General features: G+C 50.0%; 15 protein-coding genes. 4 read left to right on the top strand and 11 right to left on the bottom strand.

Translation table 11 applies throughout. The annotated features are described in order from the left end of the window. Positions 1 to 192: 192 nt before the first annotated feature. Positions 193 to 678 (bottom strand): hypothetical protein, encoded by a 486-nt coding sequence (locus ACJJIN_RS17005; RefSeq protein ID WP_444895515.1) that lies wholly within the window; start codon positions 676 to 678, stop codon positions 193 to 195. Positions 679 to 1,570: 892 nt separating this feature from the next. Here ACJJIN_RS17005 and ACJJIN_RS17010 point away from each other — a divergent pair. After that, a complete protein-coding gene (locus ACJJIN_RS17010) occupies positions 1,571 to 4,609 on the top strand; it encodes a TonB-dependent receptor (protein ID WP_444895516.1) in 3,039 nt (1,012 codons plus the stop codon). Positions 4,610 to 5,132: 523 nt separating this feature from the next. Here the strand turns inward: ACJJIN_RS17010 and ACJJIN_RS17015 are convergent. The 7 genes from ACJJIN_RS17015 to ACJJIN_RS17045 form a co-directional block, all read right to left on the bottom strand. Further along, entirely contained in the window at positions 5,133 to 5,597 is a 465-nt protein-coding gene (locus ACJJIN_RS17015; protein WP_413663995.1) for a PraA/PraB family alkane oxidation protein activator, read from the bottom strand. 1,135 nt (positions 5,598 to 6,732) lie between these two features. Continuing rightward, on the bottom strand, positions 6,733 to 7,380 hold the full coding sequence (can, locus tag ACJJIN_RS17020) for a carbonate dehydratase (RefSeq protein WP_444895517.1): 648 nt from the start codon (positions 7,378 to 7,380) through the stop codon (positions 6,733 to 6,735). Position 7,381: 1 nt separating this feature from the next. Next, complete coding sequence (locus tag ACJJIN_RS17025) at positions 7,382 to 8,206, bottom strand: peptidylprolyl isomerase (protein ID WP_444895518.1); 825 nt, start codon at positions 8,204 to 8,206, stop codon at positions 7,382 to 7,384. A gap of 54 nt (positions 8,207 to 8,260) precedes the next feature. Further along, complete coding sequence (gene narI / locus ACJJIN_RS17030; RefSeq protein WP_282930422.1) at positions 8,261 to 8,950, bottom strand: respiratory nitrate reductase subunit gamma; 690 nt, start codon at positions 8,948 to 8,950, stop codon at positions 8,261 to 8,263. Between the two features lie 4 nt (positions 8,951 to 8,954). After that, positions 8,955 to 9,677: a nitrate reductase molybdenum cofactor assembly chaperone gene (gene narJ, locus ACJJIN_RS17035; protein ID WP_282930423.1), complete on the bottom strand. Its 723-nt coding sequence runs from the start codon at positions 9,675 to 9,677 to the stop codon at positions 8,955 to 8,957. A 19-nt stretch (positions 9,678 to 9,696) separates the two neighbouring features. Further along, positions 9,697 to 11,244 carry a nitrate reductase subunit beta gene (narH, locus tag ACJJIN_RS17040; RefSeq protein WP_282930424.1) on the bottom strand — a complete coding sequence of 516 codons (1,548 nt, stop codon included), beginning with the start codon at positions 11,242 to 11,244 and terminating at the stop codon, positions 9,697 to 9,699. 2 nt (positions 11,245 to 11,246) lie between these two features. Next, entirely contained in the window at positions 11,247 to 15,041 is a 3,795-nt protein-coding gene (locus ACJJIN_RS17045) for a nitrate reductase subunit alpha (protein WP_444895519.1), read from the bottom strand. Between the two features lie 296 nt (positions 15,042 to 15,337). Between ACJJIN_RS17045 and ACJJIN_RS17050 the strand changes: the two genes are divergently transcribed. After that, positions 15,338 to 17,188 (top strand): histidine kinase, encoded by a 1,851-nt coding sequence (locus tag ACJJIN_RS17050; protein WP_444895520.1) that lies wholly within the window; start codon positions 15,338 to 15,340, stop codon positions 17,186 to 17,188. A 481-nt stretch (positions 17,189 to 17,669) separates the two neighbouring features. Then, positions 17,670 to 18,347, top strand: coding sequence for a CHRD domain-containing protein (locus ACJJIN_RS17055; protein ID WP_444895521.1), 678 nt, complete (start codon positions 17,670 to 17,672; stop codon positions 18,345 to 18,347). A 122-nt stretch (positions 18,348 to 18,469) separates the two neighbouring features. Here the strand turns inward: ACJJIN_RS17055 and ACJJIN_RS17060 are convergent, their stop codons facing one another. After that, positions 18,470 to 19,669, bottom strand: coding sequence for an alginate export family protein (locus ACJJIN_RS17060; protein WP_444895522.1), 1,200 nt, complete (start codon positions 19,667 to 19,669; stop codon positions 18,470 to 18,472). Between the two features lie 378 nt (positions 19,670 to 20,047). Between ACJJIN_RS17060 and ACJJIN_RS17065 the strand changes: the two genes are divergently transcribed. Next, a complete protein-coding gene (locus tag ACJJIN_RS17065; protein WP_444892517.1) occupies positions 20,048 to 20,491 on the top strand; it encodes an SRPBCC family protein in 444 nt (147 codons plus the stop codon). A 201-nt stretch (positions 20,492 to 20,692) separates the two neighbouring features. Here ACJJIN_RS17065 and rtcA read toward each other — a convergent pair whose 3' ends face one another. Continuing rightward, positions 20,693 to 21,712 carry an RNA 3'-terminal phosphate cyclase gene (gene rtcA / locus ACJJIN_RS17070; RefSeq protein WP_444895523.1) on the bottom strand — a complete coding sequence of 340 codons (1,020 nt, stop codon included), beginning with the start codon at positions 21,710 to 21,712 and terminating at the stop codon, positions 20,693 to 20,695. A gap of 46 nt (positions 21,713 to 21,758) precedes the next feature. Then, positions 21,759 to 22,919 (bottom strand): slipin family protein, encoded by a 1,161-nt coding sequence (locus ACJJIN_RS17075; protein ID WP_444895524.1) that lies wholly within the window; start codon positions 22,917 to 22,919, stop codon positions 21,759 to 21,761. Positions 22,920 to 23,083: the final 164 nt, after the last annotated feature.

Consider the following 23,083-nt stretch of genomic DNA (forward strand, 5'->3'; position numbering starts at 1 on the left):
TAGCAATCCAGAGCCCCATAGATTTGTTGTTTGTATTACTACTTTCTATGGAATTTGGATAGCTACTCTATTTATCATAGCAAGACTATATTCATCCGGTTTAAGATCAGCGCCATTACAAGTTCCTAATATAAACCTATTAGGAACTTAATAAGGTTGGCATTTAAGTAAACTTAAATATCAGGATTCTGATTATAGCTTTGCCTGCCCCCAAAAGGTTTTGCAGATTGACTTCCAAAGTTTGCCGACTAGATCCTGATTGGAACGAGAGGCAGATTCTACAATTGCTCTATGTAGCTCCTTTTCAGATTCAGTAAATTCGCTTCTATATTTTTCTTCAATCTGTGCATAGGTCAGCCCTTTTGCCTTCATAAACCAAGATAAGAGCTGCCCTAAGTAAGATATTTTTTCTCTTGTTTTTTTCAGCTCATGATTTCTCTGAAGTACAGCGCCCTCACCTAACATCTTCCAAATACCAGCTTCAATCTGTTGAGCTTGCTCTGCAGTAAGCTGCTTATCTTTAGTTGCTTCTTCAAACATTTCATCTGCAAGTGCCTGTACGTTATCTGGCATAGTTGAAAGTGGAACGGAATATTCTCGCTCTCTGATTTTATAATCTTGAATAGTTGCCTGTAATATATAAATTACCGCAGCAATTAATGTGGTGATAAATTTCATTGTTATGCCTCTGTTGATTGAAGATTTTATATAAGTATTTTGAACTCAAGCTGATCCTCTAAGAGCTAAGAAATATCGGTATAAGTTCCCCCTAAAAAGACTGGATTAGGACCCTACTGATGGATTAAGAACGGAAGACATGCACCAGATCAGAGCATAAAAATCACATACCTGAAAAATGCTATAAATTTAATAGATAGAATTTTTACAGAAATTTATTTGATGAGTGATATATCAAGCTCTATAGAATATATATCTAAACTCACCAAATAGAATGACATGCTTTTAATAGAATAAGCTTACCTGGAAAAATATCTGTCAGAGGAAAAACAAACGCCAGAATTTAAATTAAAAATTTTTAAATATTAGAGTGTTATGATTTTTTTGATATTTTCTACCTACTTCAGACAAGGCCATTCTCACTACTAGCATACTTATCTAGTAAGACTTAGGTTTACCAAATAGTAACCACATTTAATTTCCATGCTTCTTTAACGGACAATAAGCTGAATCAAGCTAGACATTAACCTTATGATATCTATGAAAAGCTCTTTCTTTCATATGTTATACAATTCTGTTCTACGTCAACATTCTGTGAGGACTTACATTATATCTACAATGTAAATATGAGATCCTGAAGGTAATTATTTGTTGAAAAATTTCTATTTAATATAGATACCCACCAACCATTTAGGCACGGTTTTCAACGCTCAGACTTCGATTGCGCCCAATTCTTGTGCGTTACTTAGAAAAAGTAAAATTTTTAAACTTCTATATTCTTTTTTATCCCCCCTAATATCTTTTTTTTACGTCTTCAATCTAGTTGGGCCCCAAGGAAGGCAGTTTTGGCCTTGAAAAAAATAATAGTGAGCATAAGAGAGAGAAACTCAGTATGATGATGCGCCTTCGTAAACAAAAAAATTTGATTGCTCAAGCAATCCCCGCCGCAAACCCTAGCGACTATTCAACCCCCTGGTACAGTGTGGCGATTGCCTGTTTGGTAATAAATACTGCATCTGTGGCAGCATTTGCCCAGGAGGGGCAAGGGGACAAGCCCAGTAACTATTCTGGTTCGGCCATTGAAGAAGTTACGGTTACCGCACAGAAAATTGAGGAAAGCATTCAGGATGTGCCTATTGCAGTCTCTGCGCTATCTGGGGATAACATGGATGCTTTAAAGATCGAAGGGGGCAATGAACTGTTGCGAGCCGTTCCCAATGTTAACTTCTCCAAAACAAACTTTAGCTCATACAATTTCTCTATTCGAGGAGTGGGAACTCAGTCAATTTCTGCCAGTAGTGATCCTGCCGTTGCAGTAAGCTTTAATAATGCTTCTTTAATCAGGAATCGTCTGTTTGAGCAGGAATTTTTTGATGTACAGCGGGTAGAAGTTCTGCGTGGCCCTCAGGGCACATTATATGGCCGTAACGCCACTGCTGGTGTGGTTAATATGTTACCAATCATGCCGGAAGATGAATTCGCCTCAGAGATTGAGGTTGAAGTGGGCAATTATAATAGTAAGCGTACCAAGGGTATGTTGAATATACCGCTGGGTGAAACTATGGCTTTCCGCTTTTCTGGAGCCATGACCAAGCGGGATGGCTTTGATTACAATACTTATACCAAGAATGATGTTAACGACCGGGATCTCTACTCCACGCGTGCCATTTTTGAATGGACTCCCAGTGATAAGTTTAATGCTAATTTGATTTGGCAACACTTTGATGAAGATGACAAGCGATCCCGCACTGGTAAGCAGCTTTGTACTACTGACCCCGGTGATGACATGGTCGGGAACACAGAGACAACAAGTCTATCAAAAGGTATGACAAGTCAGGGCTGTTTGCCTGGTTCACTATACAGCGCAGATGCTTTTGATGCACCCAATGGAACGGGGCTCGCCTATATACTTTCAGCAGCGGGGCTGATTGACCCATACCTTTTTGGAGGTAGTTTATCAGACTGGAAAGATCCCTACAGCGGTGTAGAGCAGTCGCGAGATTTACGTGAAATATCTACTAGTTTTGACCCAGTATTTCGTGCAGAAAATGACTTGGTACAGCTGAATTTTGAATGGGCTTTATCTGATACCCTCACCTTTTACTCCCAGTCTACCTATGCTAAGGATGATTACTATTCTTCACAGGATTATAATCGGTTTACCACTGGCGCGGTCTTTAATGACCTAGCAGAAATTGGTGATCAGTGGTCATTGGGCCCCACCCCCGGAGGTATTTATACTGACCCACAACTTGGTCCTTCTGACGGTATTTTGGGAGTTGATATCAGCCGTTCCGATAATGAACAGTGGAGCCAGGAATTCCGGTTGCAGACTGCATTTGATGGGCCCTGGAATTTTTCCTTCGGTGCGAACTACCTGAATTTTGAAACCCAGGATGACTACTTTGTCTTTAATAATATGTTCACCATGATTGCTGAATATGTTTACAGCCGGGGAACAGATGAGGATGGCAATAATATTCCGATCAATTGCGTTGACCCCACCACAGATTTAGTTGGGTCAGACTGTATATATATCGACCCTAATTCCCTGGAAAATATTGATGAAATGGGACACAACTACTTCCTCAGTCGTAACTTAGTAGATACCCGTTCCTGGGCTGTATTTGGGGAGGCATATTGGCAAATCACGGACGATGTAAAACTTACCACAGGCCTCCGGTATACTGATGACGAAAAAACTACCACCCCTATATCCAGCCAGTTATTACTTGGTACGTATCATGAAGATGGTATTACTGTTCCAGGTAACAGCTCAGGTGGCTATACGCATATGGGATATCCTGAAGGGGAGAAGTTTTCTCAAAGCTGGAAGGAGTATACCGGACGAGCGGTGCTGGACTGGCGAACAGATACCCCCTTTACCGATGATACAATGTTCTATGTTTCTTTTGCTCACGGTTATAAAGGAGGCGGCTCCAACCCACCACGGGCGGAGATTGACCCTGCGCGGGTTCAATATCAGCCACTAGACAACACTTTTGAGCCGGAATTCGTAAATTCCCTTGAATTCGGCACCAAGAATGTTTTGCTGGATGGCCGCCTAAACTTAAACGCAACTGCCTTCTATTACGACTATACCGACTACCAGGTTTCCCAGATTGTTGACCGTATCGCATTAAACGAAAACTTTGATGCAGAAAGTATGGGACTGGAGTTAGAGCTGGCATGGCAAATGACAGAGAGTACCAGGATGAATATGAATGTGGGTTACTTGAGAACCCGCATAGCGGAAGGGGAGGAATCCATAGATGTCATGGATCGTACCCAGGGGAATGAAGATTGGACCGTTCTGCGGCCCTCCTTACAGGTACCTTCCAACTGTATTGCCCCAGTCGAGTATGTTGAAGCTGCTATTGCTTTGGAGCCTATATTTTTCATGACACCCCTATGGGCATTATGTGCAGGCTCAAGCCAGTGGGGCTCATACTCTGATGCGATTGACGCTCCCCTAAGATATGATCAAATTTTAGCTCTTTTCGGTTACGATCTGCCCCAATATAATCCCCTAACAGATGCCCCAAATGGCGGGCGTGGTTTTTCTGCTGACCTAAGTGGCAATGAATTACCAAATGCTCCTAAGTTAACGTTTAACTTAGCAGTGGAGCATGTTATTCCCCTTTCAGATTGGGAATTAGCTTTACGTGCAGATTACTATCGACAGTCTGAGAGTTATGCGCGGGTTTATAATACCGAGTATGACCGCTTAAAAGCCTGGGATAACTTCAATGCGTCAGCGACCCTTACTCATCCGGAATCAGAATTGCAAATGCAGTTGTATGTGAAGAATATCTTTGATGATACGCCTATCACAAGCGCCTTTACCAATAGCGATGACTCCGGCCTTACCACCAATGTATTTACCCTGGATCCGCGTATTATAGGCTTTAGTCTAAATAAGCGTTTCTAATTTTTATATTTCCAGTAAGACACTAATGGTTCTATAGTGTCTTACTGGTATTTCAGACTGGCTATGCTTGAAAATACCTCCATTTCTAATTTTCTTATCACTCATATAAATCATCGATCAATCGTATAGCCGGCGGTTGGTGATTGTTTGCTAGGGCTAGCCACACACCTCCCAATTGTACTTTATTTTGAGAATACCCTAGTCTCCCTACATTGTCTTCTTATTAAGACCTAAAGTAACTTTGAGCCGAAATGCAAGTTTATACAATCTATAGACAAATAGTTTGGCAAAAACTATATATCTGTACATTTGGTAAATTATTAACGTGCCGAGTTAATGAAGCGAACGGGTCAACTAATGGCAGGCATATTAAAAAAAGAGGATGAGAAATTTTTTTTGCAGATAATGATTGATATTTAGAAACAGATATCTTGGTTTTTTTATGAATATAAAAATGTGGCCAAGTAGAGTAGCCAGTACTTTCTGACTACTCTACTTTAGATATTGGGTTTTTAAAGGTTACTTATGGCACGAAAGATGCCTGGGGATTTGTGGAGATAGTACCGGTTATTTTGCAGTCGCTACCAAAACCTACGCTTGGGAGTACCGCGGCATTAAAAGTAATTTCTCCGGTTGATTGGTTAAAACTACCGGTAATATCACCAAAACAATTGCCGGTAATAGCTGCAACAGTTACATCTTTTAGGGTAACGGTATTCCCTGCATTACCTACCAATGTATAGGGCAGATTGGTAAAGCTAACTGACCCACAAAGGAAACCAGTATTCAATGACAAGCTGCCCACAGAGGCGTTACCTGCTGAATTTGTAGTAGAACTACCAGATAGACCACAAGTAAGGTTTATACCCTTAGATACTTTTATATCACCGACATTGGCCAGGCCAATGGTACCTTGGGGAGACCAGGTGTCAGCGGCTGCACCGGTGCTAACAATTGCCAGGGCGAGCGCGGTAAGGATCTTTTTCATGTTCATTATTTCCTATTTTTAGTAATTAGAATAGGTAGAAGCATGAATACGCTGGGTATTCATCCCTTACGGGTAATGCATCTACATTAATCATCGCTGGAGAAGAAAAAAATTGGGCCCACTTAAACTGCAGTAATATTCAACTTCCAAGTCCTCTTATCTCCACTCCTATAAGACGCTTTTCTCCGTCAGTTCGGAGGGATACAAATTTTGATAAACATGGTATTTGATGCCAGTTTTAGTTATATTTTTTTCGTGAGGATAAATATCGGGAGCGCTTATTAATTTTATGAATTTATAAATTACTTAATGATTTTCATTTATTCGCGAATATATTTATTTATAATAAGTAAGCCACAATCTGGGGACGTAAAACTCTTTATCTTTGTCTGCTTATCCTTAATTTCTTGTTACTAAATTTGAATATTTTCAAATATTGAGTTTCCAGTAATCGAAGGTTTTAAGATAAATATTTTTGTCTCCTATCGATGTTCGAAAATCAGATAGACTTCAGACGATAAAGTGGCATATAAAGTAGCGTTTTAGGAAAAGCAGAGTGCTACGGGGAGCAGCAAGCACAGAATAGGAGAAAGAGAGATTTTAGCGTATAACTCACATATCTAAATTGATGTTCAAATGATCAATTTGATTTTGTACTTCTAAAAGTTGTTCAGCTCGTTCTAGGGTTTAGCCTTCTTTTTTTGCCAACTGATTATCTCCTCACCAAAATCTATCTCTAGCTCTTATTACGCCAGTATCCCGCGATCTTGAGTGCATTGGCTTTATTTCGCAGCTTAAGTAATTCAGGTATTTAAGGGCCCTATCAGTAATAAACCGCTATTTATTTATCATATTAGGGATTTAATCACTGTGTCTTGCACTCAGTGCAGTATTGGGAGTTAGAAGAAATAGAGATAAGCATGGGGCGAACATGTGATTGAGGATAACGGTATTTATGGTTACCCTCTTTGCAGTTTGGAAAGAGACGGCGGTATCGCTCCGCCCCACCTGATGCTGATAGCCGTCTGCTTTAGCAGAAGCCAAGTAGAATCGAACGTAGTATTACTAAAAAATATTTAAACGCAACTGCGCTATTTATACTTATGGTCTCGAAGGGGATAAAGCAGTTATAAACTCACCCCACCTCCTGCACCTCACCATAAACATGATAAATCTCTGGCACCTGACCGCGGTCGTCCATCCGCATTCCCAGATCTCTAATCAGGCCGTCGCGAATATCGTAGATCCAGCCGTGCAGGCTCAGGCGTTGGCCTCGATCCCAGGCGTGCTGGACTATTTTGGTCATGGCCAGGTTTTGTACCTGTGCCATCACATTCAATTCACAAAGACGCGCTGAGCGGGATTCTTTATCAAGGGATTCCAGCTCTTGCCTGTGGCGGGCGTAGACATCCTTGATATGGCGCAGCCAGTTATCCACCAGGCCACATTCGCTGTGGCCCATGGCAGCCTGTACTCCGCCGCAACCGTAGTGGCCACACACCACCACGTGTTCAACCTTGAGTACTTCCACGGCGTATTGCAGTACCGAGAGACAATTAAAATCTGTGTGTACCACCACGTTGGCGATGTTGCGGTGAACGAACAGCTCCCCCGGTGCCATACCCACAATCTCGTTGGCGGGCACGCGGGAATCGGAACAGCCGATCCATAAATACTTGGGTACTTGCAGGCGGCTCAGGCGTTGGAAAAACTCCGGGTCCTGTGCCGTCCTATCCTCTGCCCAGGCACGGTTGCGTGCGAACAGTTGGCGGATCTCTGCCACCTCAGTGGGCCTCCCCCGATAAGTCCAGGCCGGATATTTGCGCGGCCTGCACCATTTTTTGCAGGTAGTCGCTGGTCATCCGGCGGCGGCGTTTTTCGGTCAGGTATTCCTCGATTCGCTCCGAGACATATTCGTATTCCAGTGGGCGGCCCGGTTCGCATTGCTCCACATAAATCAGGTGCACACCGTAGGGGGTCTCCACGGGTTCCGTTACCAATCCGGTGCCCTGCTCGAACACTGCGCGTTCGAAGGAGGCGACGGTATCACCGCGCCCTACTTGGCCGAGGCTACCACCGGCTTCGGAGGAGGAGCAGGCTGAGTGGGATTGGGCCAAACGAGCGAAAGATTGAAGCGGATTGGAGTCGGCGCGAATCTGTTCCAGCATATTCTCGGCTGCGGTGCGTGCCTTGGCGCAGGCCTCGGAGTCATCCGGTGCAGCCGGGATCAGGATATGGCGTACTTCTGCGAGGGGATCGGAGCGGAACTTATACGGGTGGGCTTCGAAGTACGCGCGGCACTCGGCGTCGGTTGCCGGGTTCACCTGTAGCTCGCCTTTTAATAGATCTGAGACTGCGCGATCGAAAGCCTCACTGTGCAAGTCTTCGTCGGCAGCGCAGAGACCCTGCCCTGCAGCTCGATCTCGTAGCAGCCAGCCGATAACCAGAGCGCGTGCGGCGCAGTAGATCGCCTGACGCGGAGAATCTGCAGGCTGGTACTGCATCTCTTGGTAGATCAGGTCAGCGGGGATTTCAGTTCCGTTAACGGCCACTACCTCGGCCATCTCAAATTCGCCGCCGGCAGCATCAGTGGCCAGTAATGTATTCATGACTCAACTCCACACTGGGCCCGCTCATGGCGGGCCATTTAATAGTTGCAGGGATTAGCGCGCAGCTTTGGCGCGGACTACCTGGTAATTGCGGCGGAAGTACTGCACCGGAACACTCCATACGTGTACCAAGCGGCTGAAGGGGAACAGCAGGAACAGTGTCATGCCGAGGAAAATATGCAGCTTGTAAATGATGTTCACTCCGCTGATTGCAGCAGCTGCACCGGCACCATCCAGCGTGACAATGGACTGAGCCCAAGCCATCAATTTGAGCATTTCAGCACCGTCCATATGGCCGGCAGATACCACAATACTGATCAGGCCGAGGATCAATTGCGCGTAGAGCATCAGCAGTATGGCCAAGTCCATTTTGGAAGTGGTTGCGCGTACGCGCTTGTTGGTGAGGCGGCGCTTCACCAGAATGGTGAGACCGATAAAGCAGATCACCCCGAAGAAACCACCGATCCCCATTGCCATCATCTGCTTGGTGGAAGCTTCAATTCCAAGGAAGTGCCACACTGCCTTGGGTGTGAGTAGGCCGACAAAGTGGCCCGCGAGAATGGCGATCACCCCGATATGGAACAGGTAACTGCCGATGCGTAATTGCTTGCGCTCCAACAACTGACTGGAGCCGGTACGCCAGGTGTACTGATCCCGGTCGTAGCGGATCAGGCTACCCACCAGAAATACCGTGAGGGCGACAAAGGGGTAGATGGCGAAGAGCAGCGTATTCAGATAGTTCATCTTGTTACTCCTGTGGTGCGGGCTGGGCAGAATTCTGCGCGGCGTTGGCCCAGTTAAGGGGCTGGCCGTCGCGCAGCTGCGCATTGCTGGGCCGCGTTATTGACTGGTCGCAATTGTTGGCGCCGCTAAAGCTAACGGCCTCTTCCTCCCAGATCTTGTCCAGCGCCTCGGGGGTATCGTCACGTTCTTCGTTGGCGACTTCTTCCTTGAGTGCTGTCAGATCGACATATACCCCTGCCATCTGCAAGAGCGCATCCATCAGCAGGTGATAGGGACTCTCACGCTTGGACAAGCGCGCGCTCAACAGGGCAATCACATGGGTAATATCGTGAACCCAGCCGTAGGCAGCTTCCCCCTGGGTGGCACAGAACTCTAAGTAGGTGGGCAGGTAATCCGGCAGTTCGCGCTCATTCAGCTCAAGGCCGGCGCTGCGATAGCGCGCGGTCAGGTCTACCATGGCTTGGCCACGATCACGGGATTCGCCGTGGATATGCTCGAAGATATGCAGGGATACAGCGCGGCCGCGCTCAAACAGACCGTCGTATTCGCTCTGCCAATCGAGCGCATCCATACGCTCGTAATGGGAGATAAATGCCAGCAGCTTGTCGCGCAACGGAGCATCCAGATCCTCGGATTCAGCCAACCAGCTGGTCAGCTCATCCAGGTGCGCCACCAGCTCATCGGACGGGTAATCCAGCAGGCGGGCGATCAGGTTTAGTACTTTCATCGGTATTCTCCGCTCGACCTTAGTCGACTACTTTGGCGGGTATTACTTCGCGCACTGCGTGCTGCTTGCCACCGAAAATATTGGTGCTGTCGTTGCCGGTGCTACAGCCGTTGCCGAAGCTGAAACCACAAGAGGACTTCATGTCGTAGGCGTTTTCGGCGTAGGCCTTATGGCTTGAGGGCACCACGAAGCGATCCTCGTAATTGGCCAGTGCCATGTAGCGATACATCTCTTCTACCTGGGCGACGGTCAGGCCAGCCTCTTCCAGCAATTCGCGCTCCTGAATGCCGTCCACATGGATGCCGCGCATATAGGCGCGCATCACAATCATGCGTTCCAGGGCACGGGCCACTGGCTTCTCGTCGCCGGCGGTGAGCAGGTTGGCCAGGTATTGCAGCGGGATACGCAGGGTGGAGAGATCGGGGATCTCGGCGCCACGACCCACGGTGACAGTTTCCACTTGGCCGGCCTGTACTGCGTTCTGGATCGGAGACAGGGGTGGCACGTACCAAACCATGGGCAAGGTGCGGTATTCCGGGTGCAGCGGCAGGGCGATCTGCCAGTCGATAGCCATCTTGTACACCGGAGATTTCTGCGCAGCTTCGAGCCAGGCTTCGGGGATACCTTCGGCGCGGGCAGCTTCCTGGACCTTGGGATCGCTGGGGTCGAGGAAGATATCGCACTGGGCCTGGTAGAGCGCTTTTTCGTCTTCTACGGAAGCGGCTTCCTCAATACGGTCTGCGTCATAAAGCAGTACGCCCAAGTAGCGGATACGGCCCACACAGGTCTCGGAGCAAATGGTTGGCTGACCCGCCTCGATACGTGGGTAACAGAAGATACACTTCTCAGATTTACCGGTTTTCCAGTTGTAGTAGATCTTCTTGTAGGGGCAGGCGGATACGCACATGCGCCAGCCGCGACATTTGTCCTGATCGATCAGAACAATGCCGTCCTCTTCGCGCTTGTAGATGGCACCGCTGGGGCATGCAGAAACACAGGCCGGGTTGAGGCAGTGTTCGCACAGACGCGGCAGGTACATCATGAAGGTGTTTTCAAATTCACCGTAAATGTCGGCCTGCACCTGCTCGAAGTTTTTATCCTTTTTACGCTTCTCGAATTCGGTGCCGAGAATCTCTTCCCAGTTGGGGCCCCATTCGATTTTTTCCATACGCTCGCCAGTAATCAGCGAGCGCGGGCGGGCTACCGGTTGGTGTTTCTGCTCCGGTGCCTTGTGCAGGTTCTGGTAGTCGAAGTCGAACGGCTCGTAGTAGTCGTCGATCTCCGGCATATCAGGGTTGCCGAACAGGTTGGCTAGTACGCGGTGCTTGCCACCGATCTTCGGCTGCAATTTACCGTTCTTCTTGCGGGTCCAGCCGCCGTTCCATTTGTCCTGGTTCTCCCACTCTTTGGGGTAGCCAACACCGGGTTTGGTTTCGACGTTATTGAACCAGGCGTATTCAACCCCCTCGCGGGAGGTCCACACATTTTTACAGGTCACCGAGCAGGTGTGACAGCCGATGCATTTATCGAGGTTCAGCACCATGCCTATCTGGGCTCTAACTTTCATTGCTACACCTCCTCTCGCGTCGGCTCTTTGACGTCTTCGCCATCCAGCCAATCGACCTTGTTCATTTTCCTGACCACCACAAATTCATCCCGGTTACAGCCCACAGTGCCGTAGTAGTTGAAGCCGTAGGACTGCTGGGCGTAGCCACCGATCATATGGGTGGGTTTCATCACCGCGCGGGTTACGGAGTTGTGGATACCGCCCCGGGTGCCGGTAGTTTCCGCTCCCGGTGTATTCACGATGCGCTCCTGGGCGTGATACATCATGGCCATACCGTCGGGCACTCGTTGAGATACCACTGCGCGGGCAGCAATGGCGCCGTTGACGTTGAAGATTTCGATCCAGTCGTTGTCTTCAATACCTGCCAACTTGGCGTCGTACTCACTCATCCAAACGATGGGGCCACCGCGAGACAGGGTGAGCATCAGCAGGTTGTCGGAGTAGGTGCTGTGGATGCCCCACTTTTGGTGCGGGGTGATCCAGTTCAGCAGGATCTCCTTGTTACCGTTGGGCTTCTGGTTCAACACCGGTTGCACGGTTTTCAGGTTGATCGGCGGCTTGTACACACACATGTTCTCGCCGAAGTCACGCATCCACTCGTGATCCTGGTAGAACTGCTGGCGGCCGGTGATGGTGCGCCAGGGGATCAACTCGTGCACATTGGTGTAGCCGGCGTTGTAGCTCACATGCTCATCTTCCAGGCCAGACCAGGTGGGCGAGGAGATAATCTTGCGAGGCTGCGCCACGATATCGGCGAAGCGAATTTTTTCGTCTTCCTTGGGCTTGGCCAAATGGGTGTGATCGCGACCGGTAATCTCACCGAGGGCTTCCCAGGCCTTCACGGCTACCTGGCCGTTGGTTTCAGGGGCCAGTGACAGGATCATTTCGGCAGCATCTACCGCACTGTCGATACGGGCGCGGCCATCGCGAGCAGTTTCGTCTTTCCAAGTGCGATTGAGCTTTTTGAGGAAGTCCACCTCATCGTCAGTATTCCAGCTGATGCCCTTACCGCCGTTGCCGAGTTTCTCCAGCAGCGGGCCGATAGAGGTAAAGCGGTTGTAGGTATTGGGGTAGTCGCGTTCCACCTCAATCATGCTCGGCGCGGTAACGCCGGGGATCAGGTCGCACTCGCCTTTCCACCAAGCCTGTACACCGAACGGCTGGGCGATTTCTCCGGGGGTATCATGGTGGATCGGCAGAGTCACCAGATCCTTTTCCACCCCCAGGTGGCCATCGGTCAGGTTGGAGAATTCCTTCGCTATGCCTTTGAAAATTTCCCAGTCACTTCGCGCTTCCCAGGCCGGGTCCACCGCCTTGGTGAGCGGGTGAATAAAGGGGTGCATGTCTGAGGTATTGAGGTCGTCTTTCTCATACCAGGTGGCCGTCGGCAACACGATATCGGAGTAAAGACAGGTGGTGGACATACGGAAGTCCAGTGTCACCAGCAGATCCACTTTGCCCTCGCTGGGGGCGTCATACCAGGCCACGTCTTCTGGTTTTTTGCCGCCTTCTTCACCCAGGTCTTTGCCCATCAAACCATGCTTGGTACCGAGCAGATGGCGCAACATGTACTCGTGGCCCTTACCTGAGGAGCCGAGCAGGTTGGAGCGCCAGATAAACATATTGCGCGGGAAGTTCTGCGGGTTATCCGGGTCCTGGTTGGCGAATTTGAGCGCACCGCGCTTGAGCTGCTGCACCGTGTAGTCTTTGGCAGACATACCTGCGGCGGCGGCATCTTTAGTCAGTTGCAGGGGGTTGATCCCCAGCTGCGGCGCGGAGGGAAGCCAGCCCATGCGCTCGGCGCGACTGTTATAGTCGATGATGGAAGCTTGCCACTTGCTCTTGTCGGCCAGCGGCGACACCACTTCATCCATCTCCAACTTCTCATAGCGCCATTGGCTGGCGTGGTTATAGAAGAAAGAGGTACCGTTCATATGGCGCGGTGGACGCTGCCAGTCGAGACCGAACGCGAGTGGGGTCCAGCCGGTCTGCGGACGCAGTTTTTCCTGTCCCACATAGTGAGCCCAACCACCGCCGCTCTGGCCGATACAACCGCACATCATCAGCATATTGATGATCCCGCGGTAGTTCATATCCATGTGGTACCAGTGGTTGAGACCCGCTCCCAGAATTACCATGGAGCGTCCACGGGTCTTGTCGGCGGTGTTGGCAAACTCACGGGCAACCTGGATGACATTCTCACGACGACAGCCGGTCACCTTTTCCTGCCAGGCGGGGGTGTAGGGCTTGTCTTCGTCGTAGCTCTGAGCACAGTTGGGGTCGTCGAGGCCGTGCTCGACACCGTAGTTCGCCAGGGTCAGGTCGTAAACGCTGGCTACTTTTAGAATCTCGCCATCTTTGTTTTGAACAAGCTTCACCGGCACCTTGTAGTCGATTACTTCATCGTGTTCGGTGTGCTGGAAGTAATTGTGCTCGTGGGTCTGGCCGCCGAAATAGGGGAAGGCGACCTGTGCGATTTCATCGGCGCAGTCTTTGAGGCTGAGCTTCAGCTCCAACTCTTCGCCACTGCGACCATCGCGCTGCTCAATATTCCACTTGCCACGGCCTTCTTTCGCTGAGGGCTCTCCCCAGCGATAACCCATGGAGCCCTGAGGGGAAACCAGCTGGCCATCGTGATTAACACCGATAGTTTTCCATTCTGGGTTGTTATCCTGGCCGAGGTTGTCCGCCAGGTCAGAGGCGCGCAGGAATCGGCCCTGTACCAACTTGCCGTCGCGCTCTTCCAGGGTCACCAACATCGGCATATCGGTGGTGGTGCGCACATACTCGGTGAAGTAGGCGCTGGGCTTGTCGACGTGGAATTCTTTCAGGATCACATGGCCGAAGGCCATCGCCAGAGCCGCATCGGTACCCTGGCGCGGTGCCAGCCAGGTGTCGCCAAACTTGGAGCACTCTGAGTAGTCAGGTGTGACCACACAGGTTTTGGCGCCCTTGTAACGTACTTCACTGAGGAAATGCGCATCCGGGGTACGGGTTTGAGGCACATTGGAGCCCCATACAATCAGGTAGTTGGAGTTGTACCAGTCGGCCGACTCCGGCACGTCGGTTTGCTCACCCCAGACCTGCGGTGAGGCGGGCGGCAGGTCACAATACCAATCGTAGAAACTCAGGCAGTTGCCGCCGATCAGAGACAGATAGCGGGCACCAGCGGCGTAGGACACCATGGACATGGCGGGAATCGGCGAGAAGCCGGTCACCCGGTCGGGTCCGTATTTTTTGGTGGTGTAGACGTTGGAAGCGGCAATCAGCTCGTTAACTTCATCCCACTTGATCCGCACAAAGCCGCCCATGCCGCGACGCTCTTTATAGGACTGCGCCTTGGCCGGGTCTTCGACAATACTGGCCCAGGCCTCCACCGGATCGCTATGTCTCAACTTGGCTTCGCGCCAGAGTTTTACCAGACGTTTGCGGATCTTCGGGTACTTGAGGCGGTTGGCCGAGTACATATACCAGGAGTAGCTGGCACCACGGGGGCAGCCACGAGGCTCGTGGTTGGGCAGGTCCGGGCGGGTGCGCGGGTAGTCGGTCTGCTGGGTTTCCCATGTGACCAGGCCGTCTTTGACGTAGATCTTCCAGCTGCAAGAGCCAGTACAGTTCACCCCGTGAGTGGAGCGCACAATCTTGTCAAACTGCCAGCGACGACGGTAGCCATCTTCCCAGCTGCGGTCGTCATTCGTCTTTTCCCCGTGTCCTCCGGAAAAGGGCTCTTTTTGTTTCTTCAGATATTTCAGTCGGTCCAGGAAATGGCTCATGCGGTACTCCCAGGGCATCGGCATGCGGTTAAAGCATCGGTTTACCGGGAATATAAAAGGGAGGGACGGCAGGATCACCTGACCAAAAAGGGGTAGAAAAGCGACGAACTACCCCCGAGTGGGTAGGGAAACGACGCCAGGGGGCCGCTATGGTGGAGCCCTATCCCAGCAATAACAGGACCTCTGTGCAAAAAACAGGCGTCAGGTTAAATTATGTGCAAAACTGGCGATCTTTAGTGGTACCCACAACTTTGTGCGCCAATGGACGGCACAATAGAGATCAGCCATCCACAACCGCCCCAGGGCGAAGTGAATCCGATATGCTGAACCGAATTCGACAGTCCATCGTCTACCGCATCGGCACCCTGATGCTGCTCACTGTGCTGGTAGCACTGAGCTCTATGGTGGCGTCCTATATTATCTCCGATGCCGCCGAAAACGATGCCGCCGCCGTTAACCTCGCCGGATCATTGCGGGCTATGAGCTACCGACTTGCGGCCACCGCACCCTCCGGGGATGTCGAAACCACAGCTGAGTTGGCAGACGAGGTGACCGCACGCCTGACCCGGGTACTCAGCATTTCCGACTTCACCGCCAGCGATAACCTGCCCGCAGCCCGCAATTACCGCAAGGTAATCGAAAGCTGGGAGGGAGAAATCCGCCCACTGCTGGAGTCCATTGCCGCCGGGCGGACTTCTATGGACTCCTTGCAGTTAGCTAATCGTCTGGAGCCCTTTATCGGTGATGTGGATACATTGGTGTTCGATTATCAGACCATCGCCGAGGAAAAAATAAGCCTGCTGCGTTTGGTGCAGGTGGGGTCACTATTTGCCATTGTGACCCTGGTTTATCTCTCTTTGTGCATTCTTCACCGCTCTGTGGAGCAGCCTCTCAAGCAGCTGACCAACCGCTCCCTGAGCATCGCCCAGGGAGACTTCAACCAAAACCGCCTGGAGATTAACAGCGAGGACGAGCTGGGGGTTTTAGCGCGCACCATTAATTATATGAGCGATGAAATTCACGCGACTCACCGGGATCTTGCCCATCGCGTGGAGTTGAAAACCTCACAGTTACAGAAGAGCCATGAGGCATTGGACTTCCAGTACCGCTTGGCTCGACGGATCAGCGAAGGGCCGCTCTCAGGAGCGGAATTGGGCCAGTGGCTGGGAGAGTTCGCCAATGTCGCCAGCTTGAATAACCTCGACCTATGTTTGATGACACCGGAGGGGGAGGCGCCCTATGAACATTTGGTTCAAGGACTCGGTAATGCCCAGTGCACAGGCAGTGAATGCCATATCTGCGTAAACACCTGCGGCCCCTCTGATGAAGACCAACAGCGCGTGTACCGATTCCCACTGGAAGTGGACAAACGCAATTACGGCGTACTCACCTGTACCCTGCCCCGAGGCGAGAATCTTGACGAAGAACAGCAGCAGCGCCTGGCTACCTTTGCCGACAGTGTCACTGCAGCCATCGCCATCAACGAGCGGGAGGCACAGGAGCGCCGTGTTGCCCTACTGGACGAGCGCGCGATCATCGCCCGGGAGCTACACGATTCCCTGGCCCAATCCCTGTCCTATCTGAAAATTCAGGTTACCCGACTCAACCGCGCCAATCGCAGTGAGCAGGTGGACAAGTCCAAGGTAGAGGAGATTATTACCGAACTGAAAGAGGGTCTGGATTCCTCTTACCGTCAGCTGCGCGAACTGCTCACCACCTTCCGACTGCAAATAGGACCAGGCGGCCTGCGCAGTATCCTGGAACAATCTATCCTCGCTTACCGGGAGCAGCACCCGCAAATTAATGTGCTGCTGGATTACCATCTGGACGAGGTGCCCCTCACTCCCCACGAGGAAATTCACCTGTTACAACTGGTGCGCGAAGCCTCGCAAAACGCTGTGTACCACTCCCAGGGCGATATGGTGCAGATCAGCCTGACCCAGGCCGACAACCACTCCCTCAATGTACGCATCCTCGACAACGGCATCGGTATCAGCAACGCGCCGGAGAAACGCAATCACTTCGGTATGTCGATCATGCAAGAGCGCGCCAGCAACCTGAATGGCAATCTGAATATCCGCCGCCGCGACGAAGGGGGCACCGAAGTGCGTTTCAACTTTATTCCCCTCTACGCCCGCGAGCGGGAATTGGTGTGGAAAGACGTGGGGTGATAACTCTCTACCTTTATGAAAGGTCACTTGGGGCGAGCACATAATTGCCGCCCCTACCATTCGAAATCCGCCAGTATTTTTATTACTAAAAAGGGAGAAGGAGAGAATACACCGCGCTCGGGACCCTATGAGGCATGGATGCCGATTAGGAGGTTACAGGGATGTATTCACTGCGTGTCTCGAGTGCGGTGTATTCTTTCCTTCCACCCCAGTAGTAACTATCTTCATCGACCTTATTACCTATCCAAGCGCTCTTCCATCCTGAAGCTCCTCCAACACCCAAGTAGCTATCGTCAAAAATTCTGACTCTTAAATTGACCCCCAAGGGCTAACCGCGAGCCCATATGCTACAAGTACTTATCGCTAGCCTATCCCGTGATTCACACCAATTACATTGGTGAATATCAGCCTCCTCGATGGCCTGGCATCCAACCATTCCATCAAGCAATAACTATATCGATTTAATAGAGAGGAGAGGTTTATGAAACTGAGTTCATTGCCCAGAGCCACTTTCTTAATGTTGACAGTATTTCTGCTGGCTTATTCTGCATTCACGGTTTCCGATAGCCATAACAAAAAGGAGAAAGATCCATCAGCTGCCAAGCATGGAGCTGGTGGTGAGAAAGCCTGGTCCAAAGCGGGCAATGACAAGATGTTCACCATCTTTAAATCTGACTTAACTACCGCTAATGAAAATATGCTCGGCAAGAAGGTGAATCCGCAAACCCCCAAAGATGCCGATGGCTTCTTTATTGGCGCCTACGACAAACAGTCACATATGCTGCACTTTATGGTGGGCTACAGCGATCTATCAAAGGGCGGGGTGGCAATGTCGCACTTCCATATGCAATGTGCAGGCGATGGCAAAGAGCCTCCTATTTGCAAGCCGGGTAAACCCAGTGGCCCAATTATTCAAACTATCTGCGGAATGCCCAATCACCCGGGTATGGTCCCGGACTGGCCCGAGACTAAAACTGACAAGGGCAAGCACGGCTTGGCAAAAAAATGTGCTGAAGGCACCAGTGGATATATCATGGGCAAGTGGATGGTGGAGGAGCCCTATCGCAAGGCGCTAATGGATGGGAAGGTCTTTGTTAACTTGCATACCCAGCTGGACCCCAAAGGTGAGGTTTCTGGCCTGTTAACAATGGATAAGTAGATTACAAATTTACTGACACGTCTATAAGCCAGAGTTTACTGGTGAGACAAGAAAAAGCTGGGCTTCGTTATGTACAAGCCCAGCTTTTTTATATCTACCTGAAAATTGTTAATTAACAAAAATCAGAATTTTGCTGTAAGCATCAACCAGAGCTTATCGGTATCTTCACTGTAATCTTCTGCATTGTAAGCTGCGTATTTTACCAACGCTGAGAAATATTCATTAAACTCGTGACCGTAACTGATATTCCACTCAGTCCCGTAATCTGCTGAACCTTCATTGGCCTCAAAACTGTGGTAAGTAATTCCCAAATCTCCCCCGGCAAGCGCCAAGCTGGCACCGAGATATAAATCTTCAACACCATCCGCTGGAGTTTCAATGAATTTATCTGTGTAGCCCTGGAATTTGTGTAGTGTCGCCAGTGGTGTGCTAAAACCCACACCGTCGTCAGAACCCAGAACTTCATAACCCAATTTGCCTTTTACTGGCCCTAATGGCGCGGCAACTTCAGCAAGGTAATAGTCGGCTGCAAAATTACTGGGATTATTGCCGATATCCTCCTGGCGGGCATAACTCAGCTGTGTTTCAAACAGGCCAAAATCTCCCTGGTAAGCGGCACCGAAAGTACGGGATGAGAAGTTCTCAGCGTTATCCAGGTCCAGGTTGTAGAAGAAGGCAGTTAACTTATGCGCTTCTACCAGTGGATAGCTGGCATGAAACAGTTGAATGTCCCCATCCAGGTCCGATAAGTCACTGTCTTCACCAAAAATACGGTTTACGTTGTAGATATAGCTGTAATCCAGCTGTAACTCCCCTTCCCCGCCAAATTGGTAACGCAGGCCGTCATACGTCTGTTCGTTCTGGCGCCAACCCACGCCACCGATAAAGCGCTGATCATCCAGGTTAATGCGCTGTCGACCAGCAATTACCATGGAGTTAAAATCACTGTACTTTAAGTAAGCTTGATTAACCTCTGTGCCCTGGGGGTCGGCAACCACGGGGTGCTCGGTATTGCCATTCACGGTGGAATTGTAATTGTCGTTGCCAATTTCACTAATGTTATCCACTTCAAAAAACGCATCAAAACCACGGTAACTGCCACTGGTCCAATTCAGTCGGGTTCTCAAGGTTGAGGCGATAGCAACATCGTCCATATTGTCCTGATCAACATTTTCTATCCGGTAACGAAGATTTACCCCCGCCTGCCCTGAAGTCAGTGCATCAGTGAGTGTGGCGCTTTCATTCTCTGCTGCAATTCCCTGAGAGCCGGAAATACCAAGGATGATGGCCGCGATTACGGTGGACAATTTCTGTTGTTTCATTCGCCGTTCCTTTGCAAAAATATTTTGGGTGGAAGGCAACTGCACAAATATGATCGAAACTATTACCGATCACAGCAGTTATCCCAGTGCGAGTGAATTATGTAGGCGTAGTACCCAGCGATTTATTGATGTATATCAGATTGATGCCTCGCTTTTAGAAAGATTTACCGGAGGTTTATGAATAAAAATTTCTTACGGGAAAGAATATTGATTAAGCGCAGTTGAAAATACAAAGCTGGCGGCTACTAACAAAAAACGAAATAGTTTTCATATTTACCAGAAAAATTAATGGGATTAAAAACTTGTGAAAGTAATGCCAGCTGCTAAAAGTTATATTCAAATTCGCTCCAGCAATGAAAACAAAAGGGAAAGACAATCATGCCTGACTACACCACCTCTTTCTTAAGCCCTGTCACTCAGGAAGAAGCTTACCGGGCAGTTGCTGAAAAGATGTCCCAATGGTGGACGCCAACTAGCGGCCCTTTCCTGGCAGTGGGTGATACCGCCAAGACCGGATTTGGTGGCGAGTCCTACTGGGTGTTTCGCGCCAAAGCTTTGGTGCCGCAGAAGTTAATCGAACTTGAGTGTGTAGAGTCTTATATGGTTTCTGAGCAGGTTGATGATCCCCAAGAGTGGCAAGGCAGTACTCTTCGCTTTGAATTTGCTAGCGAACCCGGTGGTACCCGCCTCACCTTTACCCATATCGGTCTCTCGCCAGAGATGAAATGCTGGAAGATGTGCAAAAGCGGATGGGATTACTATTTGCCAGGAAGTCTTCAGGATTACCTCAAAGATGGGACTGGCAAACCAAATAGCTATTAGTGAGGTAAACGTGCCCCGCAAATGCGGGGAACAAAAGGTGTGAAAGCAGGGCTTTTAATCGCCTTCCGGTTTACCGCTGCATCTACAGAGAACACTAAAACTCTAACCTATTGTTTTTAAACAACTTTTCGACGGCTTTGGCAATATCTCAGGGCTGGGGCAACCCAGCCCCTTGTACCTAACATCGGGCTTTCTTTTCTCTTAGCAGTTCTCAACCACTACTCGCCACTGATCCTCTCCCACTTGGTTCAAACCGATGGTCACTCCTGTTATCTGACGCACGACTTCGATATTGGTCAAGAGGTGGAGGCTCGGCTTCAGGGTAGTGAAGCTTCCACCAGCCCCCAGCACCAATGGGAGTATAAGCTGGTCGGCCAGATGTTCGCCCACTGGCACGTCGGCGTGCATATAGCGTTGCATCTGCCGAATTGCGCGATCGGCAACGCGCTCAGCGCTAACACCCTGCTCCCCCATAGCCTCAAGCACCTCAGTCACTTGCTGGGACTTCAGACGCAGGGAGAGTACATTGCCAGGCCCTTGGGACTTCACCTGCCTTTGATGCAGACGCTCCGATCGCCATTCGCACTTCTTTCGTACCTGCGCCAGCTCCCGCTGGGCCACATGAGCAGGAATATGGGCCGAGGTCGCCACAGCTTCAGCATTCAGAAGTTCACCCCGTTCTGTCAGCTCCAGTTTTGACCACTGCGATAGCGGCTGGATACGTGTGCGCCATGAACCACCCCCGGCAGGATAGAAACCATAATCATCCAGGGCCACCTCCACACCAGCGCCCATACGAGCCAATAGGGGCAAATATGCCTGGGCTATAAAATCAAAGCTAGGAGCCTTTTTATTGTGAGTGCCGCCTTCAAGACACAGCTCACTGACACCATCGGACAATAACAGCGGTAGCAAGACGGTTTGAAACACCAAACTGGTACTACCGGCCGAACCAATAGGAAAGTGGTATTTACCGGGACGCACTTTTCCCGGTGCAAAAGTAATTTCCGAAGCACCCAATTGTTCGCCGCTGACTTCGGCATGGCTAATCGCTTTGGCTGCTCGCAAGCAGGCTAGGTGCTGACGCAACAAACCGGGTTTTTTACGACCTGCTCGAATATTCTTAATTCGAACCGGTACCCCTAAACAAACAGACAAGGTGAGGGAAGTCCGCAAAATCTGTCCGCCGCCCTCCCCCTGGGCGCCGTCTATCTCAATCACTATCTAATTCCTTAAAATTTACATCTTTCTTTGGTGAATGGCGCCTTTAAGCCGTAGGGCGTAACTTCACCAACTCATTCATCACCCCATCGAGACCGCCATATACGGAAATTTTATCGATGCGGGTACTGACTCTCTCCAGAGCTTCCAGTTCTTTCAAGCGCAACAGTACCGGGTTGTTATCCATCAGCTTGGCGGTATTGTGCAGAGATCTCATTGCTTGGGTTTCTTCTCTGCGCTTAATCAGATTTGCCTCAGATTCCTTCTGTGCTTCTACAACCTGATTAAGGATCATCTTCATGTCGCCGGGCAAAATAATATCCTTGACCCCCACACTGGTAAGCTCAATACCATATTTCGCCAGCTTGTCGCGGATGCCGGTCGCAATCACAATGTTCAGTCTGTCCTTATCGGCCAGAAGGCTATCCAGGGTTTGAGTGCCTACCGCCTCGCGCAAGTGCAGCTGCAATTCGCGATAAATATAACCTGTACTATCGCTGAGCTTTAGCGCTACTTTTTTTGCATCTGCAATTTTGTAAGCACCAGTCAAGTTGATACGCAGGCTGACCCGATCCTTGGTCAGGATTTCCTGGCCGCTGACTTCGATGGTTTTTAACCGCAAGTCCAGTACCTTGACCTCGATAGAGCGGTTGTATTTCCAGTAGCCATAACAGCCGGGCTGTAACACCTTTTCCAACTTACCGTTGACCATTAACAGGCCCACGTGCTCATCGGGAATCTCGTTGTAGCTTACCGCCTGAAGGGCGGTGCGCATTTGTCCAGCACGTACACCTCGCCCCAGTAAGCCCAGGACTTTTTTATCGATGGCGTATTCCTCAGAAATGTCCACGATTTCCACCCGCACGGATTCACCGCCCTTCCACACAGCACGAAAAGTACCCGGTGGCAAAATATCGACCAAGTGATTATCCCGGTAAAACAATCCCACCTGATGGTCTGACAATTCATAGGATTGCAGGTATTCACCAAGGATCTCACCATAGGTGTTTAACAAAAATTTGGCTTTGATTTCACCGAATACCACATCGGTAATATCATAAGTTTCTGCCCGTACATCACCGGACAATAGGGATATACGATGGCTGCCAGGTGGCAGCACCCCTTCAAAACGGTTGCGGCGAAATAGCAACACTCGCTCGCTATCCGCAACATCCACGTTCTTCCATATTTTGAACAGAGATATCATGGTTCTTATCTTTTATTCCGTTTCCATACTGCGCTACCCCATTGGGCCGCAAGGGTGGGGCCCGTCCAGCGACAGGTGGTAAACCGTTTGTGCCGAGTGGGCCCCAGCGGCAGAGGAATTACGATTTTCTCCACTTGGCTCCCCCTGAGCCTACAGCCAAAATC

This window comes from Microbulbifer maximicatervae (SeqCode), assembly GCF_052467505.1.